This window comes from Streptacidiphilus sp. MAP5-3 (genome assembly GCF_041262505.1).
GTDB lineage: Bacteria > Actinomycetota > Actinomycetes > Streptomycetales > Streptomycetaceae > Streptacidiphilus.
On sequence record NZ_JBGCCL010000002.1, the window covers coordinates 335,507 to 361,088 of the forward strand.

Below are 25,582 nucleotides of genomic sequence, written 5' to 3' on the forward strand. Positions count from 1 at the left end.
GAGGAGAGACAGAGGAGGGGTGTGCTCAGGACGAGATCGGCAGCGCGGCGTTCTCGGAGGTGCCAGGCGCATCCGGTCGGGCAGGCTCGGCGGCGAACTCCGCGTATACGCGCGGCTTTGCGGCGCGAAGCCGGAGCGCGTACCCGACGCCGGCCAGGAAGACCAGCGGGACCAGCACCACCAGCACCGTGTTGACCGTGTCGGACGCCCCGGTCAGCAGCCCGACATGAGCGACGACCAGGTAGAGCGCGGCCCCGAGCAGCAGCGTGGCGAGCGAGGGTGCGACGACGGTGCGCAGCACGCCCTCGTCGTGGTGGATGCGACGGAAGTAGCAGGGCACGGCGACAGCCGCGAGCAACTGCAGAGCGACCAGCGCGAGCAGGCCCGGCGTGTTCACCCACAGCAGCAGCTGCGTGTAGGGGTCCGCACCCGCCGCCGCGAAGGCGACGACCACGACGACGCCCAGCACCGTCTGCGCGACGCCGGCGACCCACGGGCTGCGGTGCCGGACGTGGATGCGGCCCAACTGCCTTGGGAGCACGCCCTCCTCGGCCATGGCGAGGGCGTAGCGGTTGGTCGCGTTGTGGAAGGCCAGCAGCGAGGCGAACAGGCTGGTGACGATCAGGACGTGCATCACGTCGGCGGCCCACGGGCCGACGTAGGTCGCGGTCGCGGAGAAGAAGAGGCCGGTCGGGTCCTTGGCCGCGGCGGCGACGACCTGCTGGTCGCCGAAGGCCTGGATCACCACCCACACGACGAACGCGTAGAAGAGGCCGAGGAACGCCACGGCGATGTAGGTGGCGCGGGGGATGGTCCGGTCCGGGTTCCGCGCCTCGCGGCGGTAGATGACGGTGGACTCGAAGCCGGTGAACGCGGCGAAGGCCATGGCCAGCATGCCGGGCATGCCTGCGGCCGTCAGGTTGGCCGGAGCGAAGGAGCTCGCGCTCAGCCCGTGCGCGCCGCCCTGCACCAGCACCGCGCCGGCCAGCAGCACCAGGATCGCGACCTCGGCGAGCAGCAGGACGCCCAGCACCTTGGCGCCGAACTCGATCGAGCGGAAACCGCCGAACCAGATGACGGCGAGCCCGGCCAGGGAGATCACCGGCCAGGGGACGTTCCAGCCGAACAGGGTCTGGAGCGTGTCGTGCGTGGCCGAGCCGAGCAGCCCGTAGACGCCGATGTTCATGGCCAGGTAGCCGAGCAGGGCGAGCAGCGCGGCGCCGAATCCGGCCGGCCGGCCGAGCCCGCGGGTGATGTACGCGTAGAACCCGCCGCCGTGGCGGACATGGCGGCTCATGGTCATGAAGCCCACGGCGAAGACGGCCAGGGTGCCTCCGGCGAGCAGATAGCCGGCGGGCGCGCCGATGCCGCCGATGAGAAGGGCGAGCGGTGCGACGCCGGCCATCACCGTGAGGGGTGCGGCGGCGGAGACGACGAAGAAGGCGATGTCGGCGGTGCCGAGGGTGTTGGTGCGCAGGGTGGGGGCGGGCGCGTCCGCTCTTCGGGCGTGGGGCTCGGTCATGCGCAGGTGCCTTTCACGGCCGGCCGGGGTCCGGGACCACGGCGACTTCTCCATAAACCTAAAGCTTGATGGTTTCGGTACCGTAGCCCTGTCTTCACCGTTTGGGAAGGCCTGGTTCCGCGGCCGCGGGCAGACGATCGCCGCGCTGCGGCGAGCGTTGCGACCGTGCGTTGCGACCGCGCGTTGCGGCCGTGCGCAGCGACCACGCGCGGATGACGTGTGAGAGGGGTGCGATGGGACGGCCCAGCAAGGCCCTGCTCGACCGCGAGCGCATCGGCGCCACCGCCTTGGCGCTGGTCGACGCCCACGGCGACTTCAGCGTTCCGCAGATCGCCAAGCGGCTCGGGGTGCAGACCGCGTCGGTCTACCACCACGTCGAAGGCCGGGCCGGGATCATCGAACTGCTGCGGGTGCGGCTGGCGGCGGGGATGGACGCGTCCGCGCTCGACCTGCGTCCGTGGGACCGCGCGCTGGAGGCCTGGGCTCGCTCCTATCGCGCCGCGTTCGCCGCGCACCCGCGCGCGATCCCGATGCTGGCGGCGGCCCGGGTGGCCGCGCCCGAGGCCCTGGCGCAGTACGACCGGTGCGCCGCAGCGCTGCTGGAGGCGGGGTTCCCGGAGGGGACGGTGATGCCGCTGATCACCGCGCTGGACAACATCGTGCTGGGCTCGGCGCTCGACCTGACCGCTCCGGAGACCATGTGGGAGACCGCCCCCGACGGCTCCACCCCGTCGCTGGCGCGGGCGCTCGCCGCCGCCGGGGGCGCGGAGGGTGGCCATCGCGCCGACGCCGCGTTCGAGTTGGCCTTGACGGCCTTCCTCGCCCACTGCCGCACCCTCCTCACCGCGCCCCGGCCGGACGGCCCCGCCGCGAAGCCCTGACGGTCAGTTGCCGTTGCGTCAGTCCCGGTGCGCGATTTCTTCACCAAATCCACCCCTGAGCTGCGTGGATGGTGCGGGCTCCCGGCACGCCGGCCGAACAGGAGTGTCATATCCGGCTCGCTGTACCGGTATCGAGTGCCATGGGCTTCCTGTGACCCGGCTCTGAGCTGGCCGTTCGTCTTCCCGGAAGACTTCGTGGGCGATCCGCTGCATCGTGCGGTCCGCGTCCAGGGCGCGGCGTTTCCGACTGCGGGCCGATGTCGCCCGCTGATGCGCCGACAGCCGGATCAACCTGCGGTGCTTCGGCATTGGCGTCCCCTCAGGGGACGGACTGGAATGCGGAATCGTCCATATGATGTGATGGGCGGGTCATTCCTTCTGATTGCTTCTGATGCGCAAGCTGCTGCGCTGAACTGTGGGGTTACGTGTCCACACTGAACGCCCCTGCGGCTCTGGCTGCTGCCGCCGCTGTAGTTGCGGTCCTCCTGTTGCTGACCCTCCTGGTGGTGCAACTGCGCACCCGCAGAGCCCGTCGCCGTGGTCAGGCCGCCCGTAACGCGGCCATGGACAAGATGCGGCGGGCCTACGACGACCTGGACCGGGCGTACGCGCAGCTGCAGGAAAACAACGTGCGGCTCGTCCAGGAGCTCGACGACGCCTCCGAGGAGCTCCACCGCAGCCGGACCCAGGGCGGCGAGGTGCTGGCCAACCTGGCGCTGCGCTCCCTGGTCCTGGTGGAACGCCAGCTCGGCAACCTGGAGGGGCTGGAGGAGCGCGAGTCGGACTCCGTCCGGCTGGAGCAGCTCTACCAACTCGACCACCTCGCCACCCGGATGCGCCGCAACAGCGAGAACATGCTGTTGCTCGCCGGCGGCAGCGACCAGCAGCGCCCCGGTCGCCCCGGCGCGCCCGCCCAGTTGCTGGACGTCCTGCGCGCCGCCCTCTCCGAGATCGAGCGCTTCGAGCGCGTGCACCTGACGGCGCTTCCGCCGGTCCTGGTCCGCGGTGAGGTCGCCGACGACCTCAGCCACGTCTTCGCCGAACTGCTGGACAACGGCACCGCGTTCTCCCCGCCCACCGAGGCGGTCACGGTCACCGCCTGGCACCTGGACAGCGGCGAGGTGATGGTCTCCGTCGGCGACCGCGGCATCGGCATGACCGACACGATGCTGCGTCAGGTCAACCGCACCCTCGCCGAGCAGGGCGACGGTCACGAGATCGGCCACGGCAGCGGCCGCTCCCTCGGGCTGCGCGTCGTCACGCTGCTGGCACGCCGTCTCGGCCTGCGGATCCAGCTGCGCACCAGCGCCAGCGGAGACGGGACCACGGCCCTGGTCGCCCTGCCCGCCGGGCTGTTGGCCGACCCCGCCGAGACGCACCAGCAGGCCGTGACGGGAGGGATGGAGCACATCCCGCCCGGACGCCCGCTCCCGGAGGACGCCCACACCCAGGCCGCCACCTACCGACAGGGAGGCCCGATGCTCGCCGCCGTCCCCAACGCCCGACACGGCCAGGGGGCCGGCTTCTCCGGTGGCACCACCGGCGGGGTCGGCGCCGCAGGATCCATGGGCGGGTCCAGGTCTGCCGGTCCTGCCGGCACGTCCGCCGCGCCGAGCACGACCACGACGTCCCCCAACGGACTGCCCAAGCGCGTCCCCGGCGAGAGCGGACAGGTGGCGCAGGCCAACGAACCGAGCGGCGAGGTGGGTACTCGTCCTCCCCGGGACGCCGGCTCCGCAGCCGAAGAGCTCCGACGCCGCCTCGGCGGCTTCCAGAACGGACTGCGCGAGGCCGCAGCCCCGCGCGAGGAGGACGACAAGGCATGACCCAGGCGACCCCGCAGCAGCGTTTGCGCTGGCTGCTCGGTGATGTGCTGGTCAGCACACCCGGCCTGCGTGCGCTGGCCCTGGTCTCGACGGACGGCCTGCCCCTCGTGGCCGTCGACGAGCACTGCCCCGTGGAGGAGCTGGCGACCTTCGTCGCCGGGATCAACGGACTGGCGAGCGGGCTGACCCACCTCCTCCAACTCGGCCGGCTCAAGCGGACCGTGGTCACGCTGGACGAAGGCACGGTGATCCTCATGTCCGTCGACGAGACCGCCTGCCTGGCCGCCTACACCTCACGGGACTGCGACCTGAGCGTCGTGGCCTTCCAGATGGCCCGGTTGGTCGACCAGGCCGGCCATGTCCTGACCGCGCACGTCCGTACCGAGGTCCAGGAGGCGATCCGGTGACTGTCCCCGCGCGCTCGCTCCGCGTGCGCCCCTACGCGCTGACCGGGGGCCGAACCCGTTTCGGCCAGGTGCTGCTCGTCGAGACACTCATCTCGGCCGTCGAGCAGAGACCGGTCCAGCCCGCGTGGCAGGCGCAGCCGACCGCCTCCGCCATGCCCGAGCTGGAGCGGATCTGCGCTCTGTGCGAGGGTCAGATGCGCTCCATCGCCGAGGTGTCCGCGCTGCTGAAGCTGCCGCTCGGCGTCGTCCGCGTCTGGGTCAGCGACCTGGTGGACGCCGGGCGCATCCGCGTCCACGGCTCCTCGGTCAGCATGGGCTCCGGCAACTCGCCGATCGGCGTTCCCAACCGTCCCAACCGCGTGGTGCTCGAAAGAATTCTCGGAGGCCTTCGTGACCTGGCCTGACACCCGGTCGGACGCCGCCCCGCCCGGCGGCGTTCCCGGTCCCGGCGCGCCCGGCGTCTCCTACGCGGCCGTCGCCACGCCCGGCATCCCGCTGACCGAGCTTGCGGTGACCTCCGCCAAGATCGTGATCGCGGGCGGTTTCGGGGTCGGCAAGACCACGATGGTGGGTTCGGTCTCCGAGATCACCCCGCTGCGCACCGAGGCGATCATGACCGACGCGGGCAGCGGGACCGACGAACTGGCTCCCGGCAGTGAGAAGACCACCACCACGGTGGCCATGGACTTCGGCCGCCTGCACATCGCCGACGACCTGATCCTCTACCTCTTCGGCGCCCCGGGCCAGCGACGCTTCTGGTTCATGTGGGACGACCTCGCCCGTGGCGCGGTCGGCGCGGTGGTCCTGGTCGACACCCGTCGGCTGGCTGAAGCCTTCCCCGCGGTCGACTACTTCGAGAGCAGCGGCCTGCCGTTCATCGTCGCCGTCAACGAGTTCGACGGCGCGCCGGTGTACGAGGAGAACGACGTCCGCGACGCGCTCACGCTCAACCCGGCAGTGCCGCTGCTGCGTTGCGACGCCCGGTCCCGCTCCTCCTCGGCGCGGACGCTGGCGGCCCTCGTCCAGCACACCCTGGCGACCACCGCGTACTGACGGTCCGTCAGTCCGTCCGGTCGTCCTTCACCAGCACAACCAGCACAACAGGAGCTCATCTTGGCGAGAATCCTCGTCGTCGGCGCCGGCCAGGCCGGACTGCAGCTTGCGCTCGGCGCGCAGAGCGAGGGCCACGACGTCACCGTGATGACCGACCGCACCCCCGACGAGGTGCGCGGCGGCCGGGTGATGTCCACCCAGTGCATGTTCCGTACCTCGCTCGCCATCGAGCGTGAACTCGGCGTCAACCTCTGGGAGGCGGAGGCCCCGAAGGCCCAGGGTCTCGGCGTCTCGGTGAGCGGCCCCGAGTCCGCCCGCGTCATCGACTGGGTCGGCCGTCTCGACGACTACGCCCAGTCCGTGGACCAGCGCGTCAAGATGCCCGGCTGGCTGGAGCTCTTCGCCCAGCGCGGCGGCAAGGTCGTCATCAACGGCGTCACCGTCTCCGACCTGGACTACCTGGTCCGCGGCTACGACCTGACCGTGGTCGCCGCGGGCAAGGGCGAGCTGGTGTCGATGTTCGCCCGCAACCCCGAGCGCTCCCCGTACAGCGTGCCGCAGCGCGCGCTCGCCGTCTCCTACGTGCACGGCCTCGGCCCGCGCCCGGAGCACGACTTCCCTGCGGTCCGCTGCAACCTGGTGCCGGGCGTCGGCGAACTGTTCGTCATACCCGCGCTCACCCACTCCGGCCCGTGCGACATCCTCTTCTGGGAGGGCATCCCCGGCGGACCGCTCGACGTCTTCGAGCCGGGTCTGGAGCCCGAGGAGCACCTCAACCGCACCCTCGACCTGATGCGCACCTACACCCCGTGGGAGTACGAGCGCACCCGGGGCGGCGTCGAGCTGACCGACTCGCGCGCCACCCTCGCCGGCCGCTACGCGCCGACCGTTCGCCGGGCCGTCGGCGAACTGCCCGGCGGCGGCGTGGTCCTGGGTGTGGCGGACGTCGTCGTCGCCAACGACCCGATCACGGGCCAGGGCTCCAACACCGCGTCCAAGTGCGCCGCCTCGTACCTGGCGTCGATCCGTGCCAACGGTGACGGTCCGTTCGACCGCGCCTTCATGGAGCAGGCCTTCGAGACGTTCTGGGCGGATGCCGCGAGCGACGTCACCGCGTGGACCAACGCGATGCTGGCCCCGCCGCCGGAGCACGTGCTGAACTTGATCGGCGCGGCGGGCCAGATCCCGGCCGTCGCCGACCGCTTCGCCAACGGCTTCGACAACCCGTCGGACTTCCCGAACTGGTTCTTCACCCCGGACGCGGCCTCGGCGTACCTCGCCTCCTTCGGCGGCTGAGTCCGCTCGCTGCGCTGCGCTGTGCTGCCTTGCGGCAGGCCCGGCTCGCCCCTGCCACAGCTGGGGGAGGGCCGGGCCTGCAGCTGTGTGCGGGGCCGGTGGCGGCCGGTGGGCCACGGGTGGCGACCCGGTATCGCGTCGGCGAGGCTGGAGACACCGGGCTTCCGACGAGGTGAGGTCTCCGATGGCCGACGCAGGCGCACAGAGCACCCCACCTGCCCCGAAGCCCCGGCCCGGCCTGCTGACCTTCCTCGGCGCCGTGGGCACGGTCACCGGCAGCAAGTTCATGGTCGAGACCGACCACGCCCGGGTCCTGGTGGACTGCGGCCTCTTCCAGGGCCAGGCCGAACTGCGCCGCCGCAACTGGCGCCGGCTGCCGCTGGACCCGCGCGACGTCAGGTCCGTCGTCGTGACGCACGCCCATCTGGACCACACCGGCTATCTGCCCCGCCTCGTCCGCGAGGGCTTCCGGGGACCGATCTTCTGCACCCCCGACACCGCCCGCCTTGCGGAGATCGTGCTGCGCGACAGCGCCCACCTCCAGGAGGAGCAGGCCGAGCACGCCAACCAGAACGGCTGGTCCAAGCACCGCCCGGCCGAGCCCCTCTACACCGAGGAGGACGTCGAGGAGGTGCTCACCCTGTTCCGGCCGACCGAGCTCGGCGTCGACACCGAGATCGCACCGGGCACGGTGCTCGTCCGGCGAACGCGTCCTGATCCGTTGAATCATCCACGAAGAGCAGCAAGGGAGCCGGTCTTGACGAGCCATCAGAATCCCGAGGGTCGGACCGTGGCGGAGGTGATGACCCGCGACGTGGTGACCGCCTCCGCCCGGACGCCGTTCAAGGAGCTGGCCCGGATCATGGACGAGCGCCGGATCAGTGCGCTCCCGGTGCTCGACGGGTCCGGTCACGTGCTGGGCGTGGTCTCCGAGGCCGACCTGCTGCTCAAGCAGGCCGGCCGGCGCCGCACCCTGGGCATGCGCGCCGCCCTCCTCGACCCGGACCAGGCCGCCCGCCTCGCCGCCGATGTCGCCGAGGAGCTGATGTCCGCCCCGGCCATCACCACCGGCCCGGACGAATCCGTCGCCGCCGCGGGCCGCACCATGCTCCGCCGCCGCGTCAAACGCCTCCCGGTCGTGGACGAGGACGGCACCCTGCTCGGCATCGTCAGCCGTGCGGACGTGCTCTCGGTCTTCCTCCGCGACGACGTCGCCCTCGCCGAGGACATCGGCGCCGCCCTCGTCCGCGCCCTGGGCCCGGACATCGCCGCCGGTCTGACGCTCGACATCGATGGAGGCATGGTCACCGTCGGCGGCACACTGTCGGACTCGTCCCTGATTCCACAGGTCGCGCGCACGGTGAGCGGCGTCGACGGCGTCGTGGACGTCACCTTCACGCTGTCCCAGGCGACGGGTGGTTCCTGACGGTCGTCCGAGTGGTTGTTCACATCTGAACCTCGGAGTACGCTGACGTCGAGATTTGGTTCAGATTTGAACTACTGGCGACCGTCTCCTCAGGAGCAGCACGATGACCACCGCCGCCCCCACGCGGATGCCCGCCCTCTACCTCGGCCACGGCGCGCCGCCGCTCGCCGACGACGCGTTGTGGACCGGACAGCTCGCCGCATGGGCGGCGGATCTGCCGCGGCCCAAGGCGATCCTGATGATCTCCGCCCACTGGGAGGAGGCGCCGCTCGCCATCGGCGCGACCACGACGGTGCCGCTGGTGTACGACTTCTGGGGCTTCCCGCAGCACTACTACGAGGTCACCTACGCCGCGCCCGGCGCCCCCGAGCTGGCCGAGAGCGTGCGGAAGCTGTTGCGCGCCCCAGGGACGCCGGTGCAGGACATCCCGGACCGGGGCCTGGACCACGGCGCCTACGTGCCCCTGGTCGAGATGTACCCGGACGCCGACATCCCCGTGCTCCAGGTCTCCATGCCCACCCTCGACCCGCGGGCGCTGATGGAGATCGGCCGCAAGCTCGCACCGCTGCGTGACGAGGGCGTGCTGATCGTCGGCAGCGGCTTCTTCACCCACAACCTGCGGGCGCTGACCCAGGACGGGTCGGTGCACTCGATCATGGCCGAGTTCGACGACTGGGGACACCGCGCCCTCGACACGCAGGACATCGACGCGCTGCTCGACTTCGAGCGCAAGGCCCCCGCCGGGCGGCTCGCCCACCCGCGGACCGAGCACTTCGCGCCGCTCTTCGTCACTCTCGGCGCGTCCGAGTCCGAGCTGCGCAGCCGGCGCAGCGTGATCGACGGCTTCTGGATGGGCATGTCGAAGCGCTCCCTCCAGTTCGGCTGACAGCTACTTTTGTTCGCCGAGCGCGCACGCGGGTTCACCGCGCCCCCGCGGACGTGAAGACTCAGCGGCATGAGACTTCTGGTGATCGGTGGATCTGTCTTCGTCGGCCGGGCGTTCGCGGAGGACGCCGTGCGGCGCGGGTGGGAGGTGACGGTCTTCAACCGGGGCAGGACCCAGGACGACCCCCCGGGCGCCCGCTCCTTGCGCGGCGACCGCGAGAACGAGACGGACCTGGCAGCGCTGGCCGCCGCCGGGCCGTACGACGCGGTCGTGGACGTCTGCGGCTACGTCCCGCGCGAGGTCGCCAAGTCGGTGAAGGCGCTGGCCGGGCATGCGGACGCGTACGTGTTCGTCTCCACGATCAACGTCTATCCCGACTATCCCGCCGAGCCGACGGACGAGTCCTCGCCGCGTCACGGCGGCCTGGCCGACGCCGGGCCCGAGGGAGGCGAGGGCAACTACGGCTGGCTCAAGGACGGTTGTGAGAAGGCGGTCCGCGAGAACTTCCCCGGCCGCGTCGTCGTGCTCCAGCCAGGGCTGATCGTCGGCCCGCACGACCGTGCCCGGCGCACCACGGCCTGGCTGCGCCGCGCGGCCGACGGCGGCCCGATGGCGGTCCCCGGCGCTCCGGACCGGCCCGTGCGGGTGATCGACGTCCGCGACCTCGCCGCCTTCGGGCTCGACCTGCTGGCGGCGGCGCCGCGCGACGCGGTCGAGGACTACCTGGTCCCCGGCGCGCCCGACAACGGGACCTGGGGCGACTACCTCGACGCCTGCGTCGAGGCGACCGGCGGCAAGGCCGAACTGGTCTACGTCGACGACCAGCTCTTCGTCGACCACGGCGTCGAGCCGTGGACGGAGGCCCCGCTGTGGGTGCCACCGGTGCCGGAGGTGGCGGCCGTCTGGGACGCGTCGTGCGCGAAGGCGCTGGCCGCGGGCCTGCGCTGCCGTCCCGTCGTCGAGTCGGTGCGGGACACCGCGGCGTGGCTGCTCGCACCGGGCGGCGAGCTGGAGGCGTTCGAGGAGTACCGGACCTTCGGTGACCGCGCGGCCGGCCTCTCGACGGAGCACGAGCGGGCGGTGCTCGCCGCCCATGCGGCGGGTGCGGGGAGTGCGGCGCGTGCTGCGGAAGGGGACCGGGACGCCGGCTGAGCCGGGCTGACCGCTCGTCAGACGCGGGTGTACGCGTCGCTGCGGTTGAGCTGGTTCGCTATGGCCACGAAGGCCCGGCGCTCGGTGCGGCTCAGCGCGACCTGCTCGGCAGGATCGATGCCGACCGCGCTGCCGCCGACGGCCCAGGGACGGAAGGCGGCGAGCCAGACGGCGCGTACGCCCACGGCGGTCCAGAGCACGGCCAGGGTCAGCACGGTGTAGAGGGCGACAGCGTGGAGGGGTGACATCTGCTGATGCATGTGACCGTCCTTCACTGGTACAGCGCCCACGAACAAACGTGCGGGCCGCTCCGGCTTTGGCTCTAGTTAACACCGTGGTCAGGCCCCTGTGGCAATGGGGGCGAGAGCTTTGGTCCGCAGATGCGCGAAATGATCCCGCCGCACGGAGGGTCAGTCTGCCGCGCGGGCCTGCTCCTGTGCGGTGCCCCTGCCTGCGCCCGTGCCCCTGCTCGGCTCGGCCGCCCAGCTGGCCAGCAGCCGGAGCGACTCCGCCGACGCGGAGCCGGGCTCGGCCGCGTAGGTGATCAGCTGCTGGTCGGGGTCGGCGGGGAGCACCATCGCCTCGTAGGCGAGGCTGAGCCGTCCTACCACCGGGTGGTGCAGCTCCTTCTGGCACGGCCCCTTGCTCCGGACGTCGTGCGCCGCCCACCACTGCCGGAACTCAGGGCTCTTCACCGACAGTTCGCCGATGAGCGCCGCCAGCTTCGGGTCGTCCGGCGTGCGGCCCGCGGCCATCCGCAGGCACGACACCACGTCGCGGGCCTTGCCCTCCCAGTCGTCATAGAACTCGTGCGAGGCCGGATCCATGAAGATCATCCAGGCGAAGTTCCGCTGCTCCGGGGTCTTCGCGCCGAAGTCGCCGAGCAGCGCGCAGGCCATCCGGTTCCAGGCCAGGACGTCCGCGCGCGGGCCGATCACGTAGGCGGGGACGGCGTCCATCGAGTCCAGCAGGAACTGCAACTGCGGACGGACCCGCTGCGCCCGCGCCGGAACGGCCCGGGTGCGCTGCCGTGGCTTGACCAGGTGGTCGAGGTGCTCGCGCTCGGCGGCGTCCAGCCGCAGCGCGTCCGCGATCGCCTCCAGCACCGAGGCCGAGACGTTGTGGGCGTTCCCCTGCTCCAGCCGCGTGTAGTACGCGACGCTGACGCCCGCCAGCTGCGCCAGCTCCTCCCGCCGGAGGCCCGGGACCCGGCGGCGCGCGCCGAAGTACGGCAGGCCTACCTCCTCCGGCTGCAGCCGGGCACGGCGGGTCCGCAGGAACTCGCTGAGCTCGCTGCGCGGATCGAGGGGAGCAGGGTTGGACGTCATGACACCCAAGTATGAGGGTGACCCTGCCAGTGGTAGGAACCGCAGACGTATGTTCCAGAGGGCTCTGGCTGCCTGTTCCTATGCCTGGCAGCCTGGGAGTCATGACAACGAGCACCGTCCCCGCCTACGCCGCACCCGCCGCCAAGGCCCCGCTGGAGCGCACCACCGTGCCGCGCCGCGAGCTCGGCCCGCACGACATCCTGATCGACGTCGCCTTCGCCGGCATCTGCCACTCCGACATCCACCAGGTCAACGAGGACTGGGGCCCGGCCATCTTCCCGATGGTGCCCGGCCACGAGATCGCGGGCACCGTCGCCGCGGTCGGCTCCGCCGTCACCCGGCACCAGGTCGGCGACCGCGTCGGCGTCGGCTGCCTGGTGGACTCCTGCGGTGAGTGCGAGCAGTGCCGCGCCGGATTCGAGCAGTTCTGCTCCGGCCCCGGCGGAGCGACCGGCACGTACAACGACACCGGCCGCGACGGCCTGCCCACCTACGGCGGGTACGCCAAGCAGGTCGTGGTCACCGAGCGCTTCGCGCTGAAGATCCCCGAGGGCCTCCCGCTGGACGCCGCCGCGCCGCTGCTGTGCGCGGGCATCACCACCTACTCGCCGCTCACCCGCTGGGGCGCGGGCCCGGGCAAGAAGGTCGCCGTCGTCGGCCTGGGCGGCCTCGGGCACATGGGCGTCAAGATCGCCCACGCCAAGGGCGCCGAGGTGACCGTGCTGTCGCAGTCGCTGCGCAAGCGCGAGGAGGGCCTCAAGCTGGGGTCGGACCACTACTACGCCACCGGCGACCCGGAGACCTTCGAGAAGCTGGCCGGCAGCTTCGACCTGATCGTCAACACGGTCTCGGCGGAGCTCGACCTCAACGCCTACCTCGGCCTGCTCAAGCCGACGGGCGCCCTGGTCCAGGTCGGCGCGCCGGCGACACCGGTCCCGGTCGCGGTCTTCTCGCTGATCGGCGGCAACAAGACGCTGGCCGGTTCCATGATCGGCGGAATCCCGGAGACGCAGGAGATGTTGGACTTCTGCGCGGAGCACGGCATCGGAGCGGAGATCGAGGTGATCCGCGCGGACCAGGTCAACGAGGCCTACCAGCGGGTCCTCAACAGCGACGTCCGCTACCGCTTCGTGATCGACACCGCGACGATCTGATCCCAGGCACCGCGTCCCTCTGTCGCCCTCCCGAGCCACCGTCAGGAGCCCTGCCCCGATGACCCAGTTGTTCGAGCCCCTCGAACTGCGTGACGTCACCGTCCCCAACCGGGTCTGGATGGCGCCGATGTGCCAGTACTCGGCCCCGGCCGAGGGGCCGACTGCGAACAACGAGGACGTCGGCGTGCCGGGGGAGTGGCACTTCCAGCACCTCGCCTCGCGCGCGGCCGGCGGCGCCGGGCTGATCCTGACGGAGGCGACCTCCGTCGTGCCTGAGGGCCGGATCAGCCCGTGGGATCTGGGCATCTGGAACGACCGCCAGGCGGAGGCCTTCCGGCGGATCACCTCCTTCCTGCGCGAACTGGGCACGGTCCCCGGCATCCAGCTCGCGCACGCCGGCCGGAAGGCGTCCACGCACCGTCCGTGGGAGGGCGGAAGCGGCTCGCTGGCGGCAGACCATCCGCTGGCCTGGCGGTCGGTCGCGCCGTCGGCGGTGCCCTTCGGGTCGCTGACCGCTCCGGATGAGCTGACGGTCGATCAGATCGGGGTCGTCGTACGGCGGTTCGCGGAGGCGGCGGAGCGGGCGCTGGCGGCGGGCTTCCAGGTCGTCGAGGTCCACGGTGCGCACGGGTATCTCGTCCACGAGTTCCTCTCGCCGTTCTCCAACAAGCGGACCGATGCCTACGGCGGCCCCGTCGAGAACCGGATGCGGTTCGCGCTGGAGGTCGCCGAGGCGGTCCGCGCGGTCTGGCCGGAGCACCTGCCGGTGTTCTTCCGCGTCTCCGCCACGGACTGGCTGGACGAGGGCGGCTGGGCCGGTGACGACACGGTGCTGCTGGCCAAGGAGCTCCAGTCGCGTGGCATCGACCTGCTGGACGTCTCCACGGGCGGCAACGTCCCGGACGGCAGCCGGATCCCGGTCGAGCCGGGTTACCAGGTCCCCTTCGCGGCGCGGGTCCGCAACGAGACGGGCCTGGCCACGGCAGCGGTCGGCCTGATCACCGACCCGCACCAGGCCGAGCAGATCGTCGCCTCGGGCCAGGCGGACGCCGTCCTCCTCGGCCGCGAGCTGCTCCGTGACCCGTACTGGGCCCGCCACGCCGCCTCGGCCCTCGGCCACGAGCTCCCGAAGCTCAACCAGTACGCCCGCTCCTGACAATCGTGCGGAGGACCGCGTGTGGAGGGGCTGTGGCCCGTTGCGAGATCGACCCGCCACAGCCCCTGGCCCCGGTCCGCGCTCCTGGCGCGACGCGTAGTCGTGCAGCCAGTCGCTGCTTCACTGCGGCGGCTTCCGGCCCTGCTGGAAGCCGGTGCCATGCACGTGCCGCCGGTGGGGGTGCCTTGTAGCCTTGGACCGAGGGGGCCGAGGAGGTGCGCTATGGCCACGCCTGCTGCTGTTTCCGCGAAGGACATTTCCCGGACTTCCGGGGGTCGGGCGCGCACGGTCAACCAGGCGGAGATTCGAGCCTCGCTTGCGATGATGGACTCCTTGGGCGCCGAGGCGTGGTCGAGGCCGACCGTGTGCACCGGCTGGACCGTCCGGGACATGGTGGCCCACGAGGTCGGCCAGTTCGAGGAGTTGCCCAGGCCATGGCTCATGATCACGCGAATTCGGCGGGCCCGTCGTAGGCATCCCGAGTTGGGCGCGCTCGACGGCCACAACGAGAGTCAGATCGAAGATCGCGACGAGGCGTCGGGAGAGCGGCTGGTCGCGGAGTTCGCTCGCATCGCCCCCAGGGGAGCCCGGTCGTTGGGCCGTATGCCGGCCCCGGTACGGCGTCGGATCCGCACGAGCATGATCTTCCCGGAGGGGAAGACGCTGCCCGAGGACTCCATGGAGTACCTGAACAGCGTGCTCATCGCCCGCGACACCTGGATGCATCGCATCGACATCAGTGACGCCACCGGTACCGAGCCAGTCCTGGACGGGCACGACAGCGAGATCATGAACCAGGTACTGCTGGATCTGGCACTCGGCTGGACCGGCCCGTCCTGTCTGCTGGAGCTTTCGGGCCCGGCCGGTGGCCGGTACCAGCTCGGCAGCGGTCCACCGCTGGTCACGCTGCGGGCCGATGCCCTCGACTTCGCCCGCCACCTCGCGGGTCGGCCGTCGCAGGGTGAGCTGACGTTCGAGGGCGACGCGGACGCCGCGGAGGCCCTCGCCGCGGCCCGGGTCGTCTTCTGAGAAGAGGCTGTCGCAGCGCCGTGAGACCCGTGGGTCACGATCACCCGGTCAGTTGCCGGTTACTGGCCAACGTTCCCATCAACGGGGACACCGCAGCGATCGAGGGCACCGGCCGCTACAAGGAGCTGGGCACCTTCGCCAACCTCTGGACGGTGACCTTCGACAGGAACGGCAGGTGCACGGTCTTCCGCATGTGGAACAACCAGGTCTGACGGGGGTGGCGAGAGGGCCGGGGCTGAGGGCGTTGATGCGGATGCCGCGGTCGGCGAGTTCGGCGGCCCAGGTGCGGGCGAGGCTGCGGATCGCGGCCTTGGTGGCGGCGTAGACGCTCAGGCCCGGGACGGCGCGCAGGGCCGCGCTGGAGGAGAGTGGTCGTGCCGCGAGCCCGGTTGCCCGTGGCTGGTCCACGCTCCTAGCCCGCCAGCTGTTCCTCCGCCGGGCCCAGCCAGATCTGGGCTGCGGTGTGGATCGGGAGGTGCAGAGCCTCGCAGAGGCCGACGATGGTGCCGAAGCCGGGGCTCGGCATGCGGCCGGCCTCGATCTTGCGCAGTGTCTCCGGGGAGATGCCCGCGGTCCGGGCGATCAGCTCCGGATCGCGTCCGGCGCGGGCGTCGCGCAGCAGCGTGCCCAGGCGTCTGCCTGCCTCGACCTGTTCGGGTGTGAGGGGGATACGGACCATGGCGCCATCGTAGCCGGTATTCAAATACCGAGCTGTGTTAGGCTCCCGTCGACAGGGAAGGTATTTAAATACCGGCGTTGGTGACCGACGCCGGTGAGGGAGAGCTGTGATCGAACTGAAGACCGCCCAGGCTATCGACAAGATGGCGGTGACCGGCCGCTTCGTGGCCGAGACGCTGGCCGAGCTGTCGGAGCTGGCCCGCCCCGGGGTGAACCTGCTCGACCTGGAGCGTCGCGCCCGCCGCCGGGTCGAGGAGCGCGGTGCGGTCTCGTGCTACTGGGACTACGCCCCGTCGTTCGGCAGCGGGCCGTTCCGCAACGTCATCTGTCTGTCCGTCAACGATGCCGTGCTGCACGGCCGTCCGCGCGACCACGTGCTGCGCGACGGCGACGTGCTCAGCCTGGACTTCGCCGTCTCCATCGACGGTTGGGTCGCGGACTCCGCCGTCACGGTCCTCGTCGGCACGCCCCGCGCGGAGGACACCCGCCTCGTCGAGTCCACCCGGACGGCGCTGGACGCGGGGATCGCCGCGGCCGTCCCGGGTGCGCGCATCGGCGACATCTCCGCGGCGATCGGCGCGGTCGCGTCGGCGCACGGCTACCCGGTGAACGTCCAGTTCGGCGGCCACGGCCTCGGCCGCACCATGCACGAGGACCCGCACATTCCGAACAAGGGGCGCCCCGGGCGCGGCATGAAGCTCCGGCCGGGCATGACGCTCGCGATCGAACCCTGGTGGTCGGCCAGTTCCGACGAACTCCGCGTCGACGACGACGGTTGGACCCTCTGCCTCGCCGACGGCTCCAACGGCGCCCACTCCGAACACACCATCGCGATCACGGAGGACGGCCCCCGCGTCCTGACCCGGCTCGGCTGAGACGCAGGCCGGTTCTGGGCCGACGTTCACCAAGTGAGACGGTTCGTCCCGAACTGGGGAAAGAGTGCCATGCTGGGCGCGTGAGCCTGGCCCTCATTATCAGCTTCAGCGTGCCGCTGTCGGAGTGAGTCCCACCGGACCAGCCCGAACCAGCCGCACGCAGACCTCCCGCACCCTCCGGGAGGTCTTTTCTTTTGGCCCGCGCACCTACGGGCCCCGACAGGATCTGGAGCATCCCGTGCCGGTCGACACCCTGGACACCCTCGACACTCTCGACGCCCGCACCACCCCTGCCACCCCTGCCGCCCACCGGCCCCGACCTGCCGCCACGTCATCGCTGCTCGCCGCGACGGTCGTCCCCTCGCGGGGCGTGCTCGGGCGCCTGGCAGCGGTCCTGAGCGCGCATCATGTGCTCGCCCTCTCGTACGCGAACGCAGGCGAGGCGGTCCGCGCCCGCGTCGAGGTGCAGGTGCCGTGCGAGCATGCGGAGCGGGTGCGAGCCAAGCTCCTGCGGGTCGTGGACGTGACGGACGTGACGATCGTCGAGCGCGGGCGGCCGGACCAGCCCTGAGCCTCAGGGCCTGTCTCAGACGACGCAGAACTCGTTGCCCTCCGGGTCCTGGAGCAGAACGGCGTAGTGGTTCGCGTCCGGGTCGTCCGTGACGCGGACGACCCCCGCGCCGGCCGTGACCAGCCGCTCCACGGTCGCGGTGACGCGCTGCGCGCGCAGCTTCAGCGGGACGTCGCGTCCGCCGCCGACCTTCAGGTCGAGATGGATCCGGTTCTTGGTGGTCTTGGGTTCGGGGACCTGCTGGAACCACACCCGAGGGCCCTGCCCTGCCGGATCGACGATCGACTCCGGGGTGTCACCCGCACCGGGGGGCAGCTCGTCCTCGGGCACGCCTATGGCGACCCAGTACCCCCGCCAGCTGGCATGGCCGTCCGGCGGGGGCTCGGGGACGTACCCCAGCGCCTCGCTCCAGAACGTCACCAGGCGCTGTGGGTCGGCGCAGTCGATCGTCAGCTGCAGCGTCATCTCCATGACCGGAGCTTGGCAGACACCTCTGACAATCCCCGGCAATCCCGGGCCCGATCAGCTGCCGGTGCCGGCCGCGTCCCGGCAAGAGGGTCAAACCGGACCGGGCGCGTGCGTCGGCGAGGTGTCCGGCAGGTCGGGGGCAGGCGCAGAACTGTGAACGCGTGACAAAACTTGTGCTGCGCGACCTCTGGGCACGGGCTTTACCAGGAGGTAACTTACTCGGGCGTCAGGTCCATCTGTGATCCGTTTCACGCTTTTGGGGGACCCACCCATGTCCAGACACGCCGCTCGGCTCCTGGCCACCGCCGTTGCCGCCGTGATGACCGCCGCCGTCGCTCCGGCCGCCACCGCCGAAGCGGCTGTCGCGCCGACGGCGTCCGCGGCGTCCACCGCTGCCGCGCATGCCGCCCGTGCGGCCGTAGCTGACGACCCGTTCTACCGCTACGACGGCAGCGAGCCGCTCGGCGACTTCGCGCCGGGGACCGTGCTGAAGGAGCGGACGCTCCAGTACCACGTCTTCGGCATCCCCACGCCGCTGACGGTGATCCAGCTGCTCTACCGCACGGTCGACGCGCAGGGGCGTCCCGCGGCCAATGTGACCTCGGTGGTGCGGAGTCTGACGGGTGATCGGACCCGGGCGGTGTCGTACCAGTCGTTCTACGACTCGCTCGACCCGGCGGACAGCCCCTCCCGCGCCATCGCCGGTGACGTGACGCTGGGCGGCGTGATCCCGAACGCCGAGGCGGTCCTGCTGGTCCCGCTGCTGCTCCAGGGCTACAACCTGGTCATCCCGGACACGGAGGGCCAGACCGCCGACTTCGCGGCCGGTCCCGAGTACGGCGCGACCACGCTCGACTCGATCCGCGCCGCGACGCGGGCCGAGGGCACCGGACTGGACGCCGACACGAGGGTCGGGTTGATGGGCTACTCCGGCGGTGCGATCGCCACGGACTGGGCCGCTGCCATGGCGCCGAACTACGCGCCGGAGGTGAACCGGAAGCTGGTCGGCTTCGCCGAGGGCGGCCTGCTCGTCGACCCGGCGCACAACCTCAAGTACGTGAACGGGTCGCTGCTCTGGAGCGGCGTCATCCCGATGGCGCTGATCGGGGTCGCCCGGTCGTACGGGCTGGACCTCAAGCAGTACATGAACAGCTACGGCCAGCAGGTGTACGACCAGCTGCAGAACGCGTCGATCGTGGACGCGCTGGGCCACTTCCCGGGGCTGACGTGGCAGAAGATGGCCAAGCCGCAGTACAGCAACCCCGACTCGGTGCCGGCGTTCGTCAACGCGGTCAACCGGATCAACCTCGGCTCCACCGCCACCCCGACCGTCCCCGGCTACATCGGCCAGGGCGACGGCGGGGTCTTCGAGGGGACGTTCAGCAATCTGCCGGGCATCGGTACCGGTGACGGCGTGATGGTCGCGGGCGACGTGCGCGCACTCGCCCGGCAGTACTGCGCCACCGGTGACCACGCCATCCAGTTCCAGCAGTTCGACCTGCTGAGCCATGTCGGGACGGCCGTCGCCTGGGCACCCACCGCGATCGGCTGGCTGGCCGACCGGTTCGTGGGCCGGACGGCCCCGTCCGACTGCGGTGACATCCCGGCGGGCAACTCGCTCGCAGCGGAGGTGCCGACCTCCGGGTCGTGACGCCGACAGCGGGCCGAAACGACAGCACTGTGCCCACGGACCCGAGAGGTCCGTGGGCACAGTCCGTACCGCTTTACCGATTTACCGCTTTACCGGCTCGCTGCTTTACCGGCTCACGGGTTCACCGGCTCACTGCGAGGAGAAGACGCAGCCGTTGTCCGCGTTCGAGTAGAGCGGCTGCATCGCGAAGGTGCCGGTGGAGAAGTTGACCGTCTGGTCGTTGTCCCAGGCGCAGAGGTCGCCGATCTCCTCGCCGTTGGAGTCGACGTAGCCGCTCGACGGCTCCGGGTCCGTCGTGGCCTCGGCGTACTCGTGGCCACCGACGATGCTGAAGCCGTCCAGCTGGTTCTGCACCGAGCTGGCGCCGCAGCTCGAACCGGCGTCCAGGACGTACGGCATGTTGGTGTACGCGACGTTGCCGTCCCAGTCGTGCCAGGCGCAGAAGCCGGCGTTCGGGAAGCCGTCCGGCTGCGTGCCGCTCGGGCTCATCACGAAGATGTCCACGCCCGGGCCGGAGACGCCGAAGTGCGAGGCGGCGTTGTCGGCCTCGGCCGCGATCTGGGCCTGGGTCGGCGCGGCGGGCGCGGCCGAGCCGTCGTCGGTCCAGGTGCCGCCGAGGACCGAGCCGTTGAAGGTCGGCGCGTTCCCGCTGCCGTCGGTGTACTGGCTGGTGACGGTGGACCAGGTGTCACCGGAGGCGCCCAGGCCGTTGAAGAGGTTCTGCATGTAGGACTGGACACCGTTGGCGTCGCTGTCCCACTGGTTACCCCAGAAGTCGAGGTAGACCGTCGGCGAGGGGGTCTCGAGCGGGCCGCCGCCGTAGTTCAGGCCGCTGGTCGACGTGGTGGGCGGGTACACCGTGGCGTTGGTGTCCGTGGGGGACGCGTGGCCCGCGGTCTTGACGCCGTGGTGGTTCATCGGCATGACACCGGTCGGCTTGTTCAGTTGCACGTGGTACGTCTTGCCACCGAGGTGCACGGTGACGGTGCGTCCGTTCTGCGCCAGCTGCGCGATGTGCGCGGCCATGGCAGCGGCGGGGGCGGCGGCGCCGTTGTCCTGCTTGGGCGCGGCGTTGGCGGGGAGCGCCGAGAGGGACGCGGCGAGAACAACGGTCGCTCCGGCGGCGACGAGGCCGAAGGCGCGACGCGTCGCGGGACGGGTGGAGCGGGCGGTCGAGAACACGAGGGTTTCCTCCCTGTGACGACTGCTGCGATGGGGGACAGGGAGCATGCTGGGCTACCACTTCACGTGGTGACAACGACCTGAAGCCGGGCTGGGAGAACACTGTGAAGGTGCTGAGCATGCGGACCCACAGGAAGTGCATGTGGTCGTACAGGTGGGCGAGCAGAACGTGAACATTCGCAGTTTCACAGTTGTCTTGACGGATGTTCACGATCGGTTCCGGGCAGGGCGGAGTGGCAGACGTCAATGGCAAGGTGAACACGTTCGCGACAGCCGAACAGAGGTGGAGCAGCGCCCTCAGTCCCACTCCCAGCGGAAGCCCTCGATGCCGGGCTTGCCGTTGAGGCTCACCAGCTGGATCACGCCGTGCGCGTCGGGCTGGAGTTCCTGCACGTCGCGCAACCCGCTGTCGTCGTGGTAGCGGCGGCGGACGACCTGGTAGCAGCGGACCGGGAGCCGGTCCGGGGTGAAGTGGGCCCGCAGTACCAGTTCGCGGAGCGGCTGCCGGGATCCGTAGTCGTAGCGGGTCACCCCGGTGGAGCCGGGGCCGGCCTGGTACTCGTAGTCGAAGACGTGGACCTGACCGCTGCTCAGGCGGCGGTCGAAGAGCAGCTCGGCGGCGTGCAGGCCGGTCGCAGGGTCGGTGCGGACCCGCCCTAGGCGGCAGCCGTGCATGGCCCGGACGCTGGGCGGCTGCTCGCCGTCGATGTCGCGCAGACTGAGCGCGACGAAACGGTCCACGCCCTCGGTGCGGGCGATGACGATCCGTCGGATCCGCTCGGTGCTCCAGGAGCGGTCGGCGTGCATCCACCGGTCCCCGTGGACGCTCACGTGCTCGGAGCGGCTGTTGACGGAGACGTCGAGGTCGCTGAGCGTCATCGCCAGCAGCATGTCGTCGCCGAGCAGCTCCTCGATGTCGAGCTCGCGGTTCCTGGGTTCGCCCCAGCGTCCCCGTGGTCGGCGCGGTCCCAGCAGGGCGACGAGGCTGGAACGCGGCAGGCCGCAGAGGTCCTCGATGGCGCGCACGGCGCGCAGCGACTCGGCCCGCTCGGGTCGTCGCAGGCCGCGCTGCCAGTAGCTCAGTGTGGAGAGGCCGACGTGGATGCCGTCCGTGGCGAGTCTGCGCCGCAGGCTGTCCAGGCTCAGTCCGCTGTCGCTGATGGCCAGTTGCAGCGCGGTCTCGAAGGGGCCGGCACGCAGGGCCGCGTCCAGGGCGCGGGAGGCCCGCCGGGGTGGGGGGGTGGGGTTGGGTTGTCCGGTGCGCCGGGTGGTGCCTGTGCTGCCTGTTGCGCCCGTAGTGCCTGTGGTGCGTGTGCGTTGGCTGTAACCTGTGGGGTCGGTCACGCTTCGCCGTCCTTCACGTCCGGCCGCTCGCCGGGTGGATGGCCCATAGACTCCACGATTAGCCTGTACGCGTCAAGATCTCCTGTGGCCGGTCCGCGCGGCTCATACCGATATCTCAACTTGGGACAATCGGTACTATCCGAGGTCGAGGGACCTGCCGATGATCTCCTTCATGATCTCGGTCGTCCCGGCGTAGATGCGGGTGACACGGCTGTCCTGCCAGGCGCGGGCGATCGGGTACTCCAGCATGTAGCCGTAGCCGCCGTGGAGTTGGACGCACGCGTCGACGACGCGGCCCTGCAGTTCGGTGCACCACCACTTGGCCTTGGCCGCGTCGACGACGGTCAGTTCGCCGTCGTTCAGGGAGAGGACGCAGCGGTCGAGGTAGTGCTGGGCGACCTCGATCTCGGTGGCCAGCTCGGAAAGGCGGTGCTTGATCACCTGCTGTGCGCCGATCGGCTTGCCGAAGGCCTTGCGCTCGCGCACGTAGGCGACCGTCCACTCGAACGCGGCCGTCGCCTGGGCGAGGCCGGAGACCGCGACGGAGATGCGTTCCTGCGGAAGGTTGCGGGTCAGGCCGAAGAAGCCCTCACCCTCCTTGCCGATCAGGTTGGCGACCGGAACGCGTGCGCCGGTGAAGACCAGCTCGGCGGTGTCCTGGGCGTGCAGGCCCACCTTCTCCAGCTTGCGTCCGCGCTCGAAGCCGGGGGTGTCGCGCTCCACGACGATCAGGCTGAGGCCCCGGTGCGGGTGCTCACCGGTGCGGACCGCGACGACCACCAGGTCCGCGTTGATGCCGTTGGTGATGAAGGTCTTGGCGCCGTCGATCACGTAGTGGTCGCCGTCGCGGACGGCCTTGGTGCGGATGCCCGAGAGGTCCGATCCGGTGCCGGGTTCGGTCATCGCCACGGCGGTGACCAGCTCGCCGGAGGCGATGCCCGGCAGCCAACGTGCCTTCTGCTCCTCGGTGGTGAGGTCCAGGAAGTACGGCAGGCACACGTCGGCGTGCAGCGCCGGACCGAGGAGCGCGGGGGAGACGCCGACCCGTGCGGCCTCCTCCTGCAGGATCACGTTGTAGCGGAAGTCGGTGATGCCGGCCCCGCCGAACTCCTCGGGGACCGCGATGCCCAGCGCGCCGAGTTCGCCGAGGCCCTTGAAGAGACCCCGCGGCACGATGCCGTCCCGGTCCCAGTCCGGGTAGTGGGGCACCACGTCCCGTTCCACGAACGACCGGACGCTCTCCCGGTAGGCCTGGTGCTCGTCGTGGAAAAGGATGCGCTTCATGCCGGCTCCGCCTTGGGGACATCGGGACATCAGGAGATGGGTGTGCCTGCTTCCCGGCTGCCGCAGCGCAGGAAGGCGTGATCGTCCACGCACGCCCTGATCATGCCTCAAGCGTGGACCGCTCGAAACCGAACCGTGGTCCCGGTCAGGGCGCCGTGGTCAGGGTGCCGTGGTCAGCGCGCCGTGATCGGGCGCTCCCTTCTCCAGCGGGTGGCAAGGGAGAGGAAGGCGGAGTTCTCCGCCGCGAGACCGACGGTGACCCGGACGCCCTCTCCGTCGAAGCTGCGGACCGCGACCCCGTGGCGCATGCAGAACTCCGCGAACGCGGAACTCTCCTCGCGCAGCGGCAGCCAGAGGAAGTTGGCGTGCGAGGACGGCACCGTGTAGCCCAGGTCGTGCAGGGCCGACATCACCCGCTCGCGTTCCAGCAGCGTCAGCCCGATCCTGCGGGCCACCTCGGCGCGTTCGCCGAGCGCGGCCACGGCCGCCTCCTGGGCCAGGGCGCCGACGCTGAACGGGACCTGGGTCTTGCGGACCCCGGCGATCACCTCCGCCGATCCGACGCAGTAGCCGACGCGCAGGCCGGCCAGTGCGTACGCCTTGGAGAAGGTGCGCAGCACCACGACGTTGGGGCGCTCGCCGAGCAGCGTCAGCGCGTCCGGCACGGCGGTCGCGGCCGCGTACTCGCGGTAGGCCTCGTCCACGACGATCAGCACGTCGGACGGCACGCGGTCGGCGAAGGTGGTCAGCGCCCTGGCGTCCAGGGCGGTGCCGGTCGGGTTGTTGGGGTTGCAGAGGAAGACCAGCCGGGTCCGCCGGGTGACCGCGCGGGCCATGGCGTCGAGGTCCAGGCCCTGCCGGAGCAGCGGCACCCGTACCGGTGACCCTCCGGCCACCAGGGTGAGGATCGGGTACGCCTCGAAGGACTGCCAGCCGAAGACGACCTCGTCGCCGGGCCCGACGACGGTGTGCACGAGTTGACTGCACAGCTCCGACGAGCCCGCGCCCACGGCGATCCGGTCCACCGGGACACGGAGATGGGTGGCCAGGGCGGCGAGAAGCTCAAAGGCGCAGCGGTCCGGGTAGCGGGAGGTGGTCGCGGACGACGCGGCGATCCGTTCCACGACGGCCGGCAGCAGCCCGTACGGGCACTCGTTGTCGGCGAGAACGATGGCACCGGGAGACTTCCGCGTCGGTACCCGGGCGGGCACCCGCTTGAGGGTCGGTCGGACGAGCACCATGATCTGCTCGTTCTCCTCGCTTCCGGCTGTCGGGCCCGTGGGGGCCGGTGGGATGGGCTGGGTCTGGCCGGGCCCGGTCAGAGCGACCCCGGGGCAGGTGTGGGCACGGGCGGGTCTGGGCACGGCGCGGGCACGGGCGCGGGTCTGGGCATGGGTGCGCGTACGGGTCCGGGCACGCGCGCGAACCCGGCGCGGACGTGGGCTCCGGTCACGGCGTGACGAAGCGCAGCGCCTGCCTTCGGAGTGTCGTGAACTGTCTGAGCGGATCGCCGTCCGCGACCCAGGGCCAGGAGGAGACCACGGGGCCGATCCGCAGGAAGACGAGACCGGCGTCGCGCAGCCGGTTGGCCTGGATCAGCGCGTAGGCAAGGCCGTTGAGGTCCGCGAGGGCACCGGCGTGCCGGAGGAAGCCGGGCTCGGTCCAGGACAGCACGCTCCGGTCCAGCAGCCTCGCCTGCCGTGGTGCCTGCCACCAGCGGTCCGACAGCAGGCCGCCGAGACCGGTGCCGTCCAGCGCACGGGCGTAGCGGCCCAGCGTCGCGGCCAACTCCAGTCCGGCGCCGGGGGAGTCGGCGGGGATCTCGAAGCAGCGGCGGTCGACGAAGTCGTCCAGCCGCCAGAACGAGGCGTCGTCCAGGGCGGTGAGGTAGGACAGCATCTGCAGATCCGCCTCACGATTCCAGGGATCCCGGGCCAACGCCTCGCGCCAGACGGCTATGACCTCGGGAGCGGGCCTGCGGAGCAAGCGGCAGAGGCCGAGGCGGACGACCCAGGGGGTCGGATCCTCCGGCCGGAGGGCGGCGGCCTGCGCGCAGTCCTCCGACGCAGCGAAGGCCTGGTTGGTGAGCGAGGCGTCGTCGCGCAGGTCGACGTAGGCGATCCGGGCCCGGAAGAGCCAGGCGTCCGCGCTGCGCGGGTGCCGCATCACCCACGAGCGCGCCAAGGCGGGATCGGTGACCTCTTCGGCCAGGACCGCCATCCGGTGACCGATCCGGTCCCAGTCGCCGGCGACGCTGTCGAAGAGCTGGGCGACTGCGTCGACCTGGGAGTCGACCGCCCCCGGCATGGCGGGTGTACTGCCCAACTGCCGGCAGACGCGCCCCAGAGCCTCGTCGTCCAGTTCCGGGGTGAGCCGGGGAATCGCCCGCCGACCGCGTCCCAAAAAGTTCATG

At 71.2% G+C, this 25,582-nt stretch carries 26 protein-coding genes and 1 pseudogene; 16 read left to right on the forward strand and 11 right to left on the reverse strand.

Translation table 11 applies throughout. The features are described 5' to 3' along the window. Nucleotides 1-25: 25 nt before the first annotated feature. Nucleotides 26-1,522, reverse strand: coding sequence for an APC family permease (locus ABH928_RS05220; protein ID WP_370062488.1), 1,497 nt, complete (start codon nucleotides 1,520-1,522; stop codon nucleotides 26-28). A 233-nt stretch (nucleotides 1,523-1,755) separates the two neighbouring features. Here ABH928_RS05220 and ABH928_RS05225 point away from each other — a divergent pair, with 233 nt between their 5' ends. The 9 genes from ABH928_RS05225 (at nucleotide 1,756) to ABH928_RS05265 (ending at nucleotide 10,449) form a co-directional block, all read left to right on the forward strand. After that, entirely contained in the window at nucleotides 1,756-2,403 is a 648-nt protein-coding gene (locus tag ABH928_RS05225; RefSeq protein WP_370062490.1) for a TetR/AcrR family transcriptional regulator, read from the forward strand. A 425-nt stretch (nucleotides 2,404-2,828) separates the two neighbouring features. Further along, the gene (locus ABH928_RS05230; RefSeq protein ID WP_370062492.1) at nucleotides 2,829-4,229 is read left to right on the forward strand and encodes a sensor histidine kinase; all 1,401 of its coding nucleotides are present in this window, start codon (nucleotides 2,829-2,831) and stop codon (nucleotides 4,227-4,229) included. Next, the gene (locus ABH928_RS05235; RefSeq protein ID WP_370062494.1) at nucleotides 4,226-4,636 is read left to right on the forward strand and encodes a roadblock/LC7 domain-containing protein; all 411 of its coding nucleotides are present in this window, start codon (nucleotides 4,226-4,228) and stop codon (nucleotides 4,634-4,636) included. Before ABH928_RS05230 ends, ABH928_RS05235 begins: the two co-directional genes overlap by 4 nt. Then, nucleotides 4,633-5,040, forward strand: coding sequence for a DUF742 domain-containing protein (locus ABH928_RS05240; RefSeq protein ID WP_370062496.1), 408 nt, complete (start codon nucleotides 4,633-4,635; stop codon nucleotides 5,038-5,040). Before ABH928_RS05235 ends, ABH928_RS05240 begins: the two co-directional genes overlap by 4 nt. A gap of 85 nt (nucleotides 5,041-5,125) precedes the next feature. Further along, nucleotides 5,126-5,689 (forward strand): ATP/GTP-binding protein, encoded by a 564-nt coding sequence (locus ABH928_RS05245; RefSeq protein ID WP_370062985.1) that lies wholly within the window; start codon nucleotides 5,126-5,128, stop codon nucleotides 5,687-5,689. A gap of 60 nt (nucleotides 5,690-5,749) precedes the next feature. Then, entirely contained in the window at nucleotides 5,750-6,985 is a 1,236-nt protein-coding gene (locus ABH928_RS05250; protein ID WP_370062498.1) for a styrene monooxygenase/indole monooxygenase family protein, read from the forward strand. 184 nt (nucleotides 6,986-7,169) lie between these two features. Continuing rightward, the gene (locus ABH928_RS05255; RefSeq protein WP_370062500.1) at nucleotides 7,170-8,411 is read left to right on the forward strand and encodes a CBS domain-containing protein; all 1,242 of its coding nucleotides are present in this window, start codon (nucleotides 7,170-7,172) and stop codon (nucleotides 8,409-8,411) included. Between the two features lie 103 nt (nucleotides 8,412-8,514). Then, nucleotides 8,515-9,297 carry a dioxygenase gene (locus ABH928_RS05260; RefSeq protein WP_370062502.1) on the forward strand — a complete coding sequence of 261 codons (783 nt, stop codon included), beginning with the start codon at nucleotides 8,515-8,517 and terminating at the stop codon, nucleotides 9,295-9,297. Between the two features lie 69 nt (nucleotides 9,298-9,366). Beyond that, nucleotides 9,367-10,449, forward strand: a complete 1,083-nt coding sequence (locus ABH928_RS05265) for an NAD-dependent epimerase/dehydratase family protein (protein WP_370062504.1) — start codon at nucleotides 9,367-9,369, stop codon at nucleotides 10,447-10,449. 17 nt (nucleotides 10,450-10,466) lie between these two features. Here ABH928_RS05265 and ABH928_RS05270 read toward each other — a convergent pair whose 3' ends face one another. Beyond that, nucleotides 10,467-10,709, reverse strand: coding sequence for a hypothetical protein (locus ABH928_RS05270; RefSeq protein ID WP_370062506.1), 243 nt, complete (start codon nucleotides 10,707-10,709; stop codon nucleotides 10,467-10,469). A 150-nt stretch (nucleotides 10,710-10,859) separates the two neighbouring features. Continuing rightward, nucleotides 10,860-11,777 (reverse strand): helix-turn-helix transcriptional regulator, encoded by a 918-nt coding sequence (locus tag ABH928_RS05275; protein WP_370062508.1) that lies wholly within the window; start codon nucleotides 11,775-11,777, stop codon nucleotides 10,860-10,862. Between the two features lie 101 nt (nucleotides 11,778-11,878). On the opposite strand from ABH928_RS05275, the gene ABH928_RS05280 reads away from it, so the two are divergent. The 4 genes from ABH928_RS05280 (at nucleotide 11,879) to ABH928_RS05295 (ending at nucleotide 15,328) form a co-directional block, all read left to right on the forward strand. Beyond that, nucleotides 11,879-12,931, forward strand: a complete 1,053-nt coding sequence (locus tag ABH928_RS05280; protein ID WP_370062510.1) for an NAD(P)-dependent alcohol dehydrogenase — start codon at nucleotides 11,879-11,881, stop codon at nucleotides 12,929-12,931. A 58-nt stretch (nucleotides 12,932-12,989) separates the two neighbouring features. Then, entirely contained in the window at nucleotides 12,990-14,087 is a 1,098-nt protein-coding gene (locus ABH928_RS05285; RefSeq protein WP_370062512.1) for an NADH:flavin oxidoreductase/NADH oxidase, read from the forward strand. A gap of 222 nt (nucleotides 14,088-14,309) precedes the next feature. Beyond that, entirely contained in the window at nucleotides 14,310-15,116 is an 807-nt protein-coding gene (locus ABH928_RS05290) for a maleylpyruvate isomerase family mycothiol-dependent enzyme (protein ID WP_370062514.1), read from the forward strand. Nucleotides 15,117-15,145: 29 nt separating this feature from the next. Next, nucleotides 15,146-15,328 (forward strand): hypothetical protein, encoded by a 183-nt coding sequence (locus ABH928_RS05295; protein WP_370063006.1) that lies wholly within the window; start codon nucleotides 15,146-15,148, stop codon nucleotides 15,326-15,328. Between the two features lies 1 nt (nucleotide 15,329). Here ABH928_RS05295 and ABH928_RS05300 read toward each other — a convergent pair. Then, nucleotides 15,330-15,488, reverse strand: a pseudogene (locus ABH928_RS05300) (SDR family oxidoreductase); the annotation flags it as partial. 40 nt (nucleotides 15,489-15,528) lie between these two features. After that, a complete protein-coding gene (locus tag ABH928_RS05305) occupies nucleotides 15,529-15,795 on the reverse strand; it encodes a helix-turn-helix domain-containing protein (protein ID WP_370062516.1) in 267 nt (88 codons plus the stop codon). A gap of 106 nt (nucleotides 15,796-15,901) precedes the next feature. On the opposite strand from ABH928_RS05305, the gene map reads away from it, so the two are divergent. Beyond that, nucleotides 15,902-16,669, forward strand: coding sequence for a type I methionyl aminopeptidase (map, locus tag ABH928_RS05310; protein ID WP_370062518.1), 768 nt, complete (start codon nucleotides 15,902-15,904; stop codon nucleotides 16,667-16,669). Nucleotides 16,670-16,907: 238 nt separating this feature from the next. Next, nucleotides 16,908-17,240, forward strand: coding sequence for a hypothetical protein (locus ABH928_RS05315; RefSeq protein WP_370062520.1), 333 nt, complete (start codon nucleotides 16,908-16,910; stop codon nucleotides 17,238-17,240). 15 nt (nucleotides 17,241-17,255) lie between these two features. On the opposite strand, the gene ABH928_RS05320 is transcribed toward ABH928_RS05315, so the two are convergent. Next, nucleotides 17,256-17,711, reverse strand: a complete 456-nt coding sequence (locus tag ABH928_RS05320; protein WP_370062522.1) for a VOC family protein — start codon at nucleotides 17,709-17,711, stop codon at nucleotides 17,256-17,258. Between the two features lie 268 nt (nucleotides 17,712-17,979). Between ABH928_RS05320 and ABH928_RS05325 the strand changes: the two genes are divergently transcribed. After that, on the forward strand, nucleotides 17,980-19,359 hold the full coding sequence (locus ABH928_RS05325; RefSeq protein WP_370062525.1) for a lipase family protein: 1,380 nt from the start codon (nucleotides 17,980-17,982) through the stop codon (nucleotides 19,357-19,359). A gap of 129 nt (nucleotides 19,360-19,488) precedes the next feature. Here the strand turns inward: ABH928_RS05325 and ABH928_RS05330 are convergent, their stop codons facing one another. The 5 genes from ABH928_RS05330 to ABH928_RS05350 all read right to left on the reverse strand — a co-directional run bounded on the left by ABH928_RS05330 (nucleotide 19,489) and on the right by ABH928_RS05350 (nucleotide 25,581). Beyond that, a complete protein-coding gene (locus tag ABH928_RS05330; protein WP_370062527.1) occupies nucleotides 19,489-20,541 on the reverse strand; it encodes a hypothetical protein in 1,053 nt (350 codons plus the stop codon). 297 nt (nucleotides 20,542-20,838) lie between these two features. Beyond that, nucleotides 20,839-21,885 (reverse strand): hypothetical protein, encoded by a 1,047-nt coding sequence (locus ABH928_RS05335; RefSeq protein ID WP_370062529.1) that lies wholly within the window; start codon nucleotides 21,883-21,885, stop codon nucleotides 20,839-20,841. 135 nt (nucleotides 21,886-22,020) lie between these two features. After that, complete coding sequence (locus ABH928_RS05340) at nucleotides 22,021-23,169, reverse strand: acyl-CoA dehydrogenase family protein (RefSeq protein ID WP_370062531.1); 1,149 nt, start codon at nucleotides 23,167-23,169, stop codon at nucleotides 22,021-22,023. Between the two features lie 173 nt (nucleotides 23,170-23,342). Continuing rightward, a complete protein-coding gene (locus tag ABH928_RS05345; RefSeq protein ID WP_370062533.1) occupies nucleotides 23,343-24,410 on the reverse strand; it encodes a histidinol-phosphate transaminase in 1,068 nt (355 codons plus the stop codon). Between the two features lie 208 nt (nucleotides 24,411-24,618). Next, a complete protein-coding gene (locus ABH928_RS05350; RefSeq protein WP_370062535.1) occupies nucleotides 24,619-25,581 on the reverse strand; it encodes a hypothetical protein in 963 nt (320 codons plus the stop codon). Nucleotide 25,582: the final 1 nt, after the last annotated feature.

Bases quoted from the DNA above. Each gene is read 5' to 3' on its own strand.
- ABH928_RS05220 (WP_370062488.1), bottom strand. From the start codon at position 1,522: ATGACCGAGCCCCACGCCCGAAGAGCGGACGCGCCCGCCCCCACCCTG.
- ABH928_RS05225 (WP_370062490.1), top strand. From the start codon at position 1,756: ATGGGACGGCCCAGCAAGGCCCTGCTCGACCGCGAGCGCATCGGCGCC.
- ABH928_RS05235 (WP_370062494.1), top strand. From the start codon at position 4,226: ATGACCCAGGCGACCCCGCAGCAGCGTTTGCGCTGGCTGCTCGGTGAT.
- ABH928_RS05255 (WP_370062500.1), top strand. From the start codon at position 7,170: ATGGCCGACGCAGGCGCACAGAGCACCCCACCTGCCCCGAAGCCCCGG.
- ABH928_RS05260 (WP_370062502.1), top strand. From the start codon at position 8,515: ATGACCACCGCCGCCCCCACGCGGATGCCCGCCCTCTACCTCGGCCAC.
- ABH928_RS05265 (WP_370062504.1), top strand. From the start codon at position 9,367: ATGAGACTTCTGGTGATCGGTGGATCTGTCTTCGTCGGCCGGGCGTTC.
- ABH928_RS05270 (WP_370062506.1), bottom strand. From the start codon at position 10,709: ATGCATCAGCAGATGTCACCCCTCCACGCTGTCGCCCTCTACACCGTG.
- ABH928_RS05275 (WP_370062508.1), bottom strand. From the start codon at position 11,777: ATGACGTCCAACCCTGCTCCCCTCGATCCGCGCAGCGAGCTCAGCGAG.
- ABH928_RS05280 (WP_370062510.1), top strand. From the start codon at position 11,879: ATGACAACGAGCACCGTCCCCGCCTACGCCGCACCCGCCGCCAAGGCC.
- ABH928_RS05285 (WP_370062512.1), top strand. From the start codon at position 12,990: ATGACCCAGTTGTTCGAGCCCCTCGAACTGCGTGACGTCACCGTCCCC.
- ABH928_RS05290 (WP_370062514.1), top strand. From the start codon at position 14,310: ATGGCCACGCCTGCTGCTGTTTCCGCGAAGGACATTTCCCGGACTTCC.
- ABH928_RS05305 (WP_370062516.1), bottom strand. From the start codon at position 15,795: ATGGTCCGTATCCCCCTCACACCCGAACAGGTCGAGGCAGGCAGACGC.
- ABH928_RS05320 (WP_370062522.1), bottom strand. From the start codon at position 17,711: ATGGAGATGACGCTGCAGCTGACGATCGACTGCGCCGACCCACAGCGC.
- ABH928_RS05325 (WP_370062525.1), top strand. From the start codon at position 17,980: ATGTCCAGACACGCCGCTCGGCTCCTGGCCACCGCCGTTGCCGCCGTG.
- ABH928_RS05340 (WP_370062531.1), bottom strand. From the start codon at position 23,169: ATGAAGCGCATCCTTTTCCACGACGAGCACCAGGCCTACCGGGAGAGC.
- ABH928_RS05345 (WP_370062533.1), bottom strand. From the start codon at position 24,410: ATGGTGCTCGTCCGACCGACCCTCAAGCGGGTGCCCGCCCGGGTACCG.
- ABH928_RS05350 (WP_370062535.1), bottom strand. From the start codon at position 25,581: ATGAACTTTTTGGGACGCGGTCGGCGGGCGATTCCCCGGCTCACCCCG.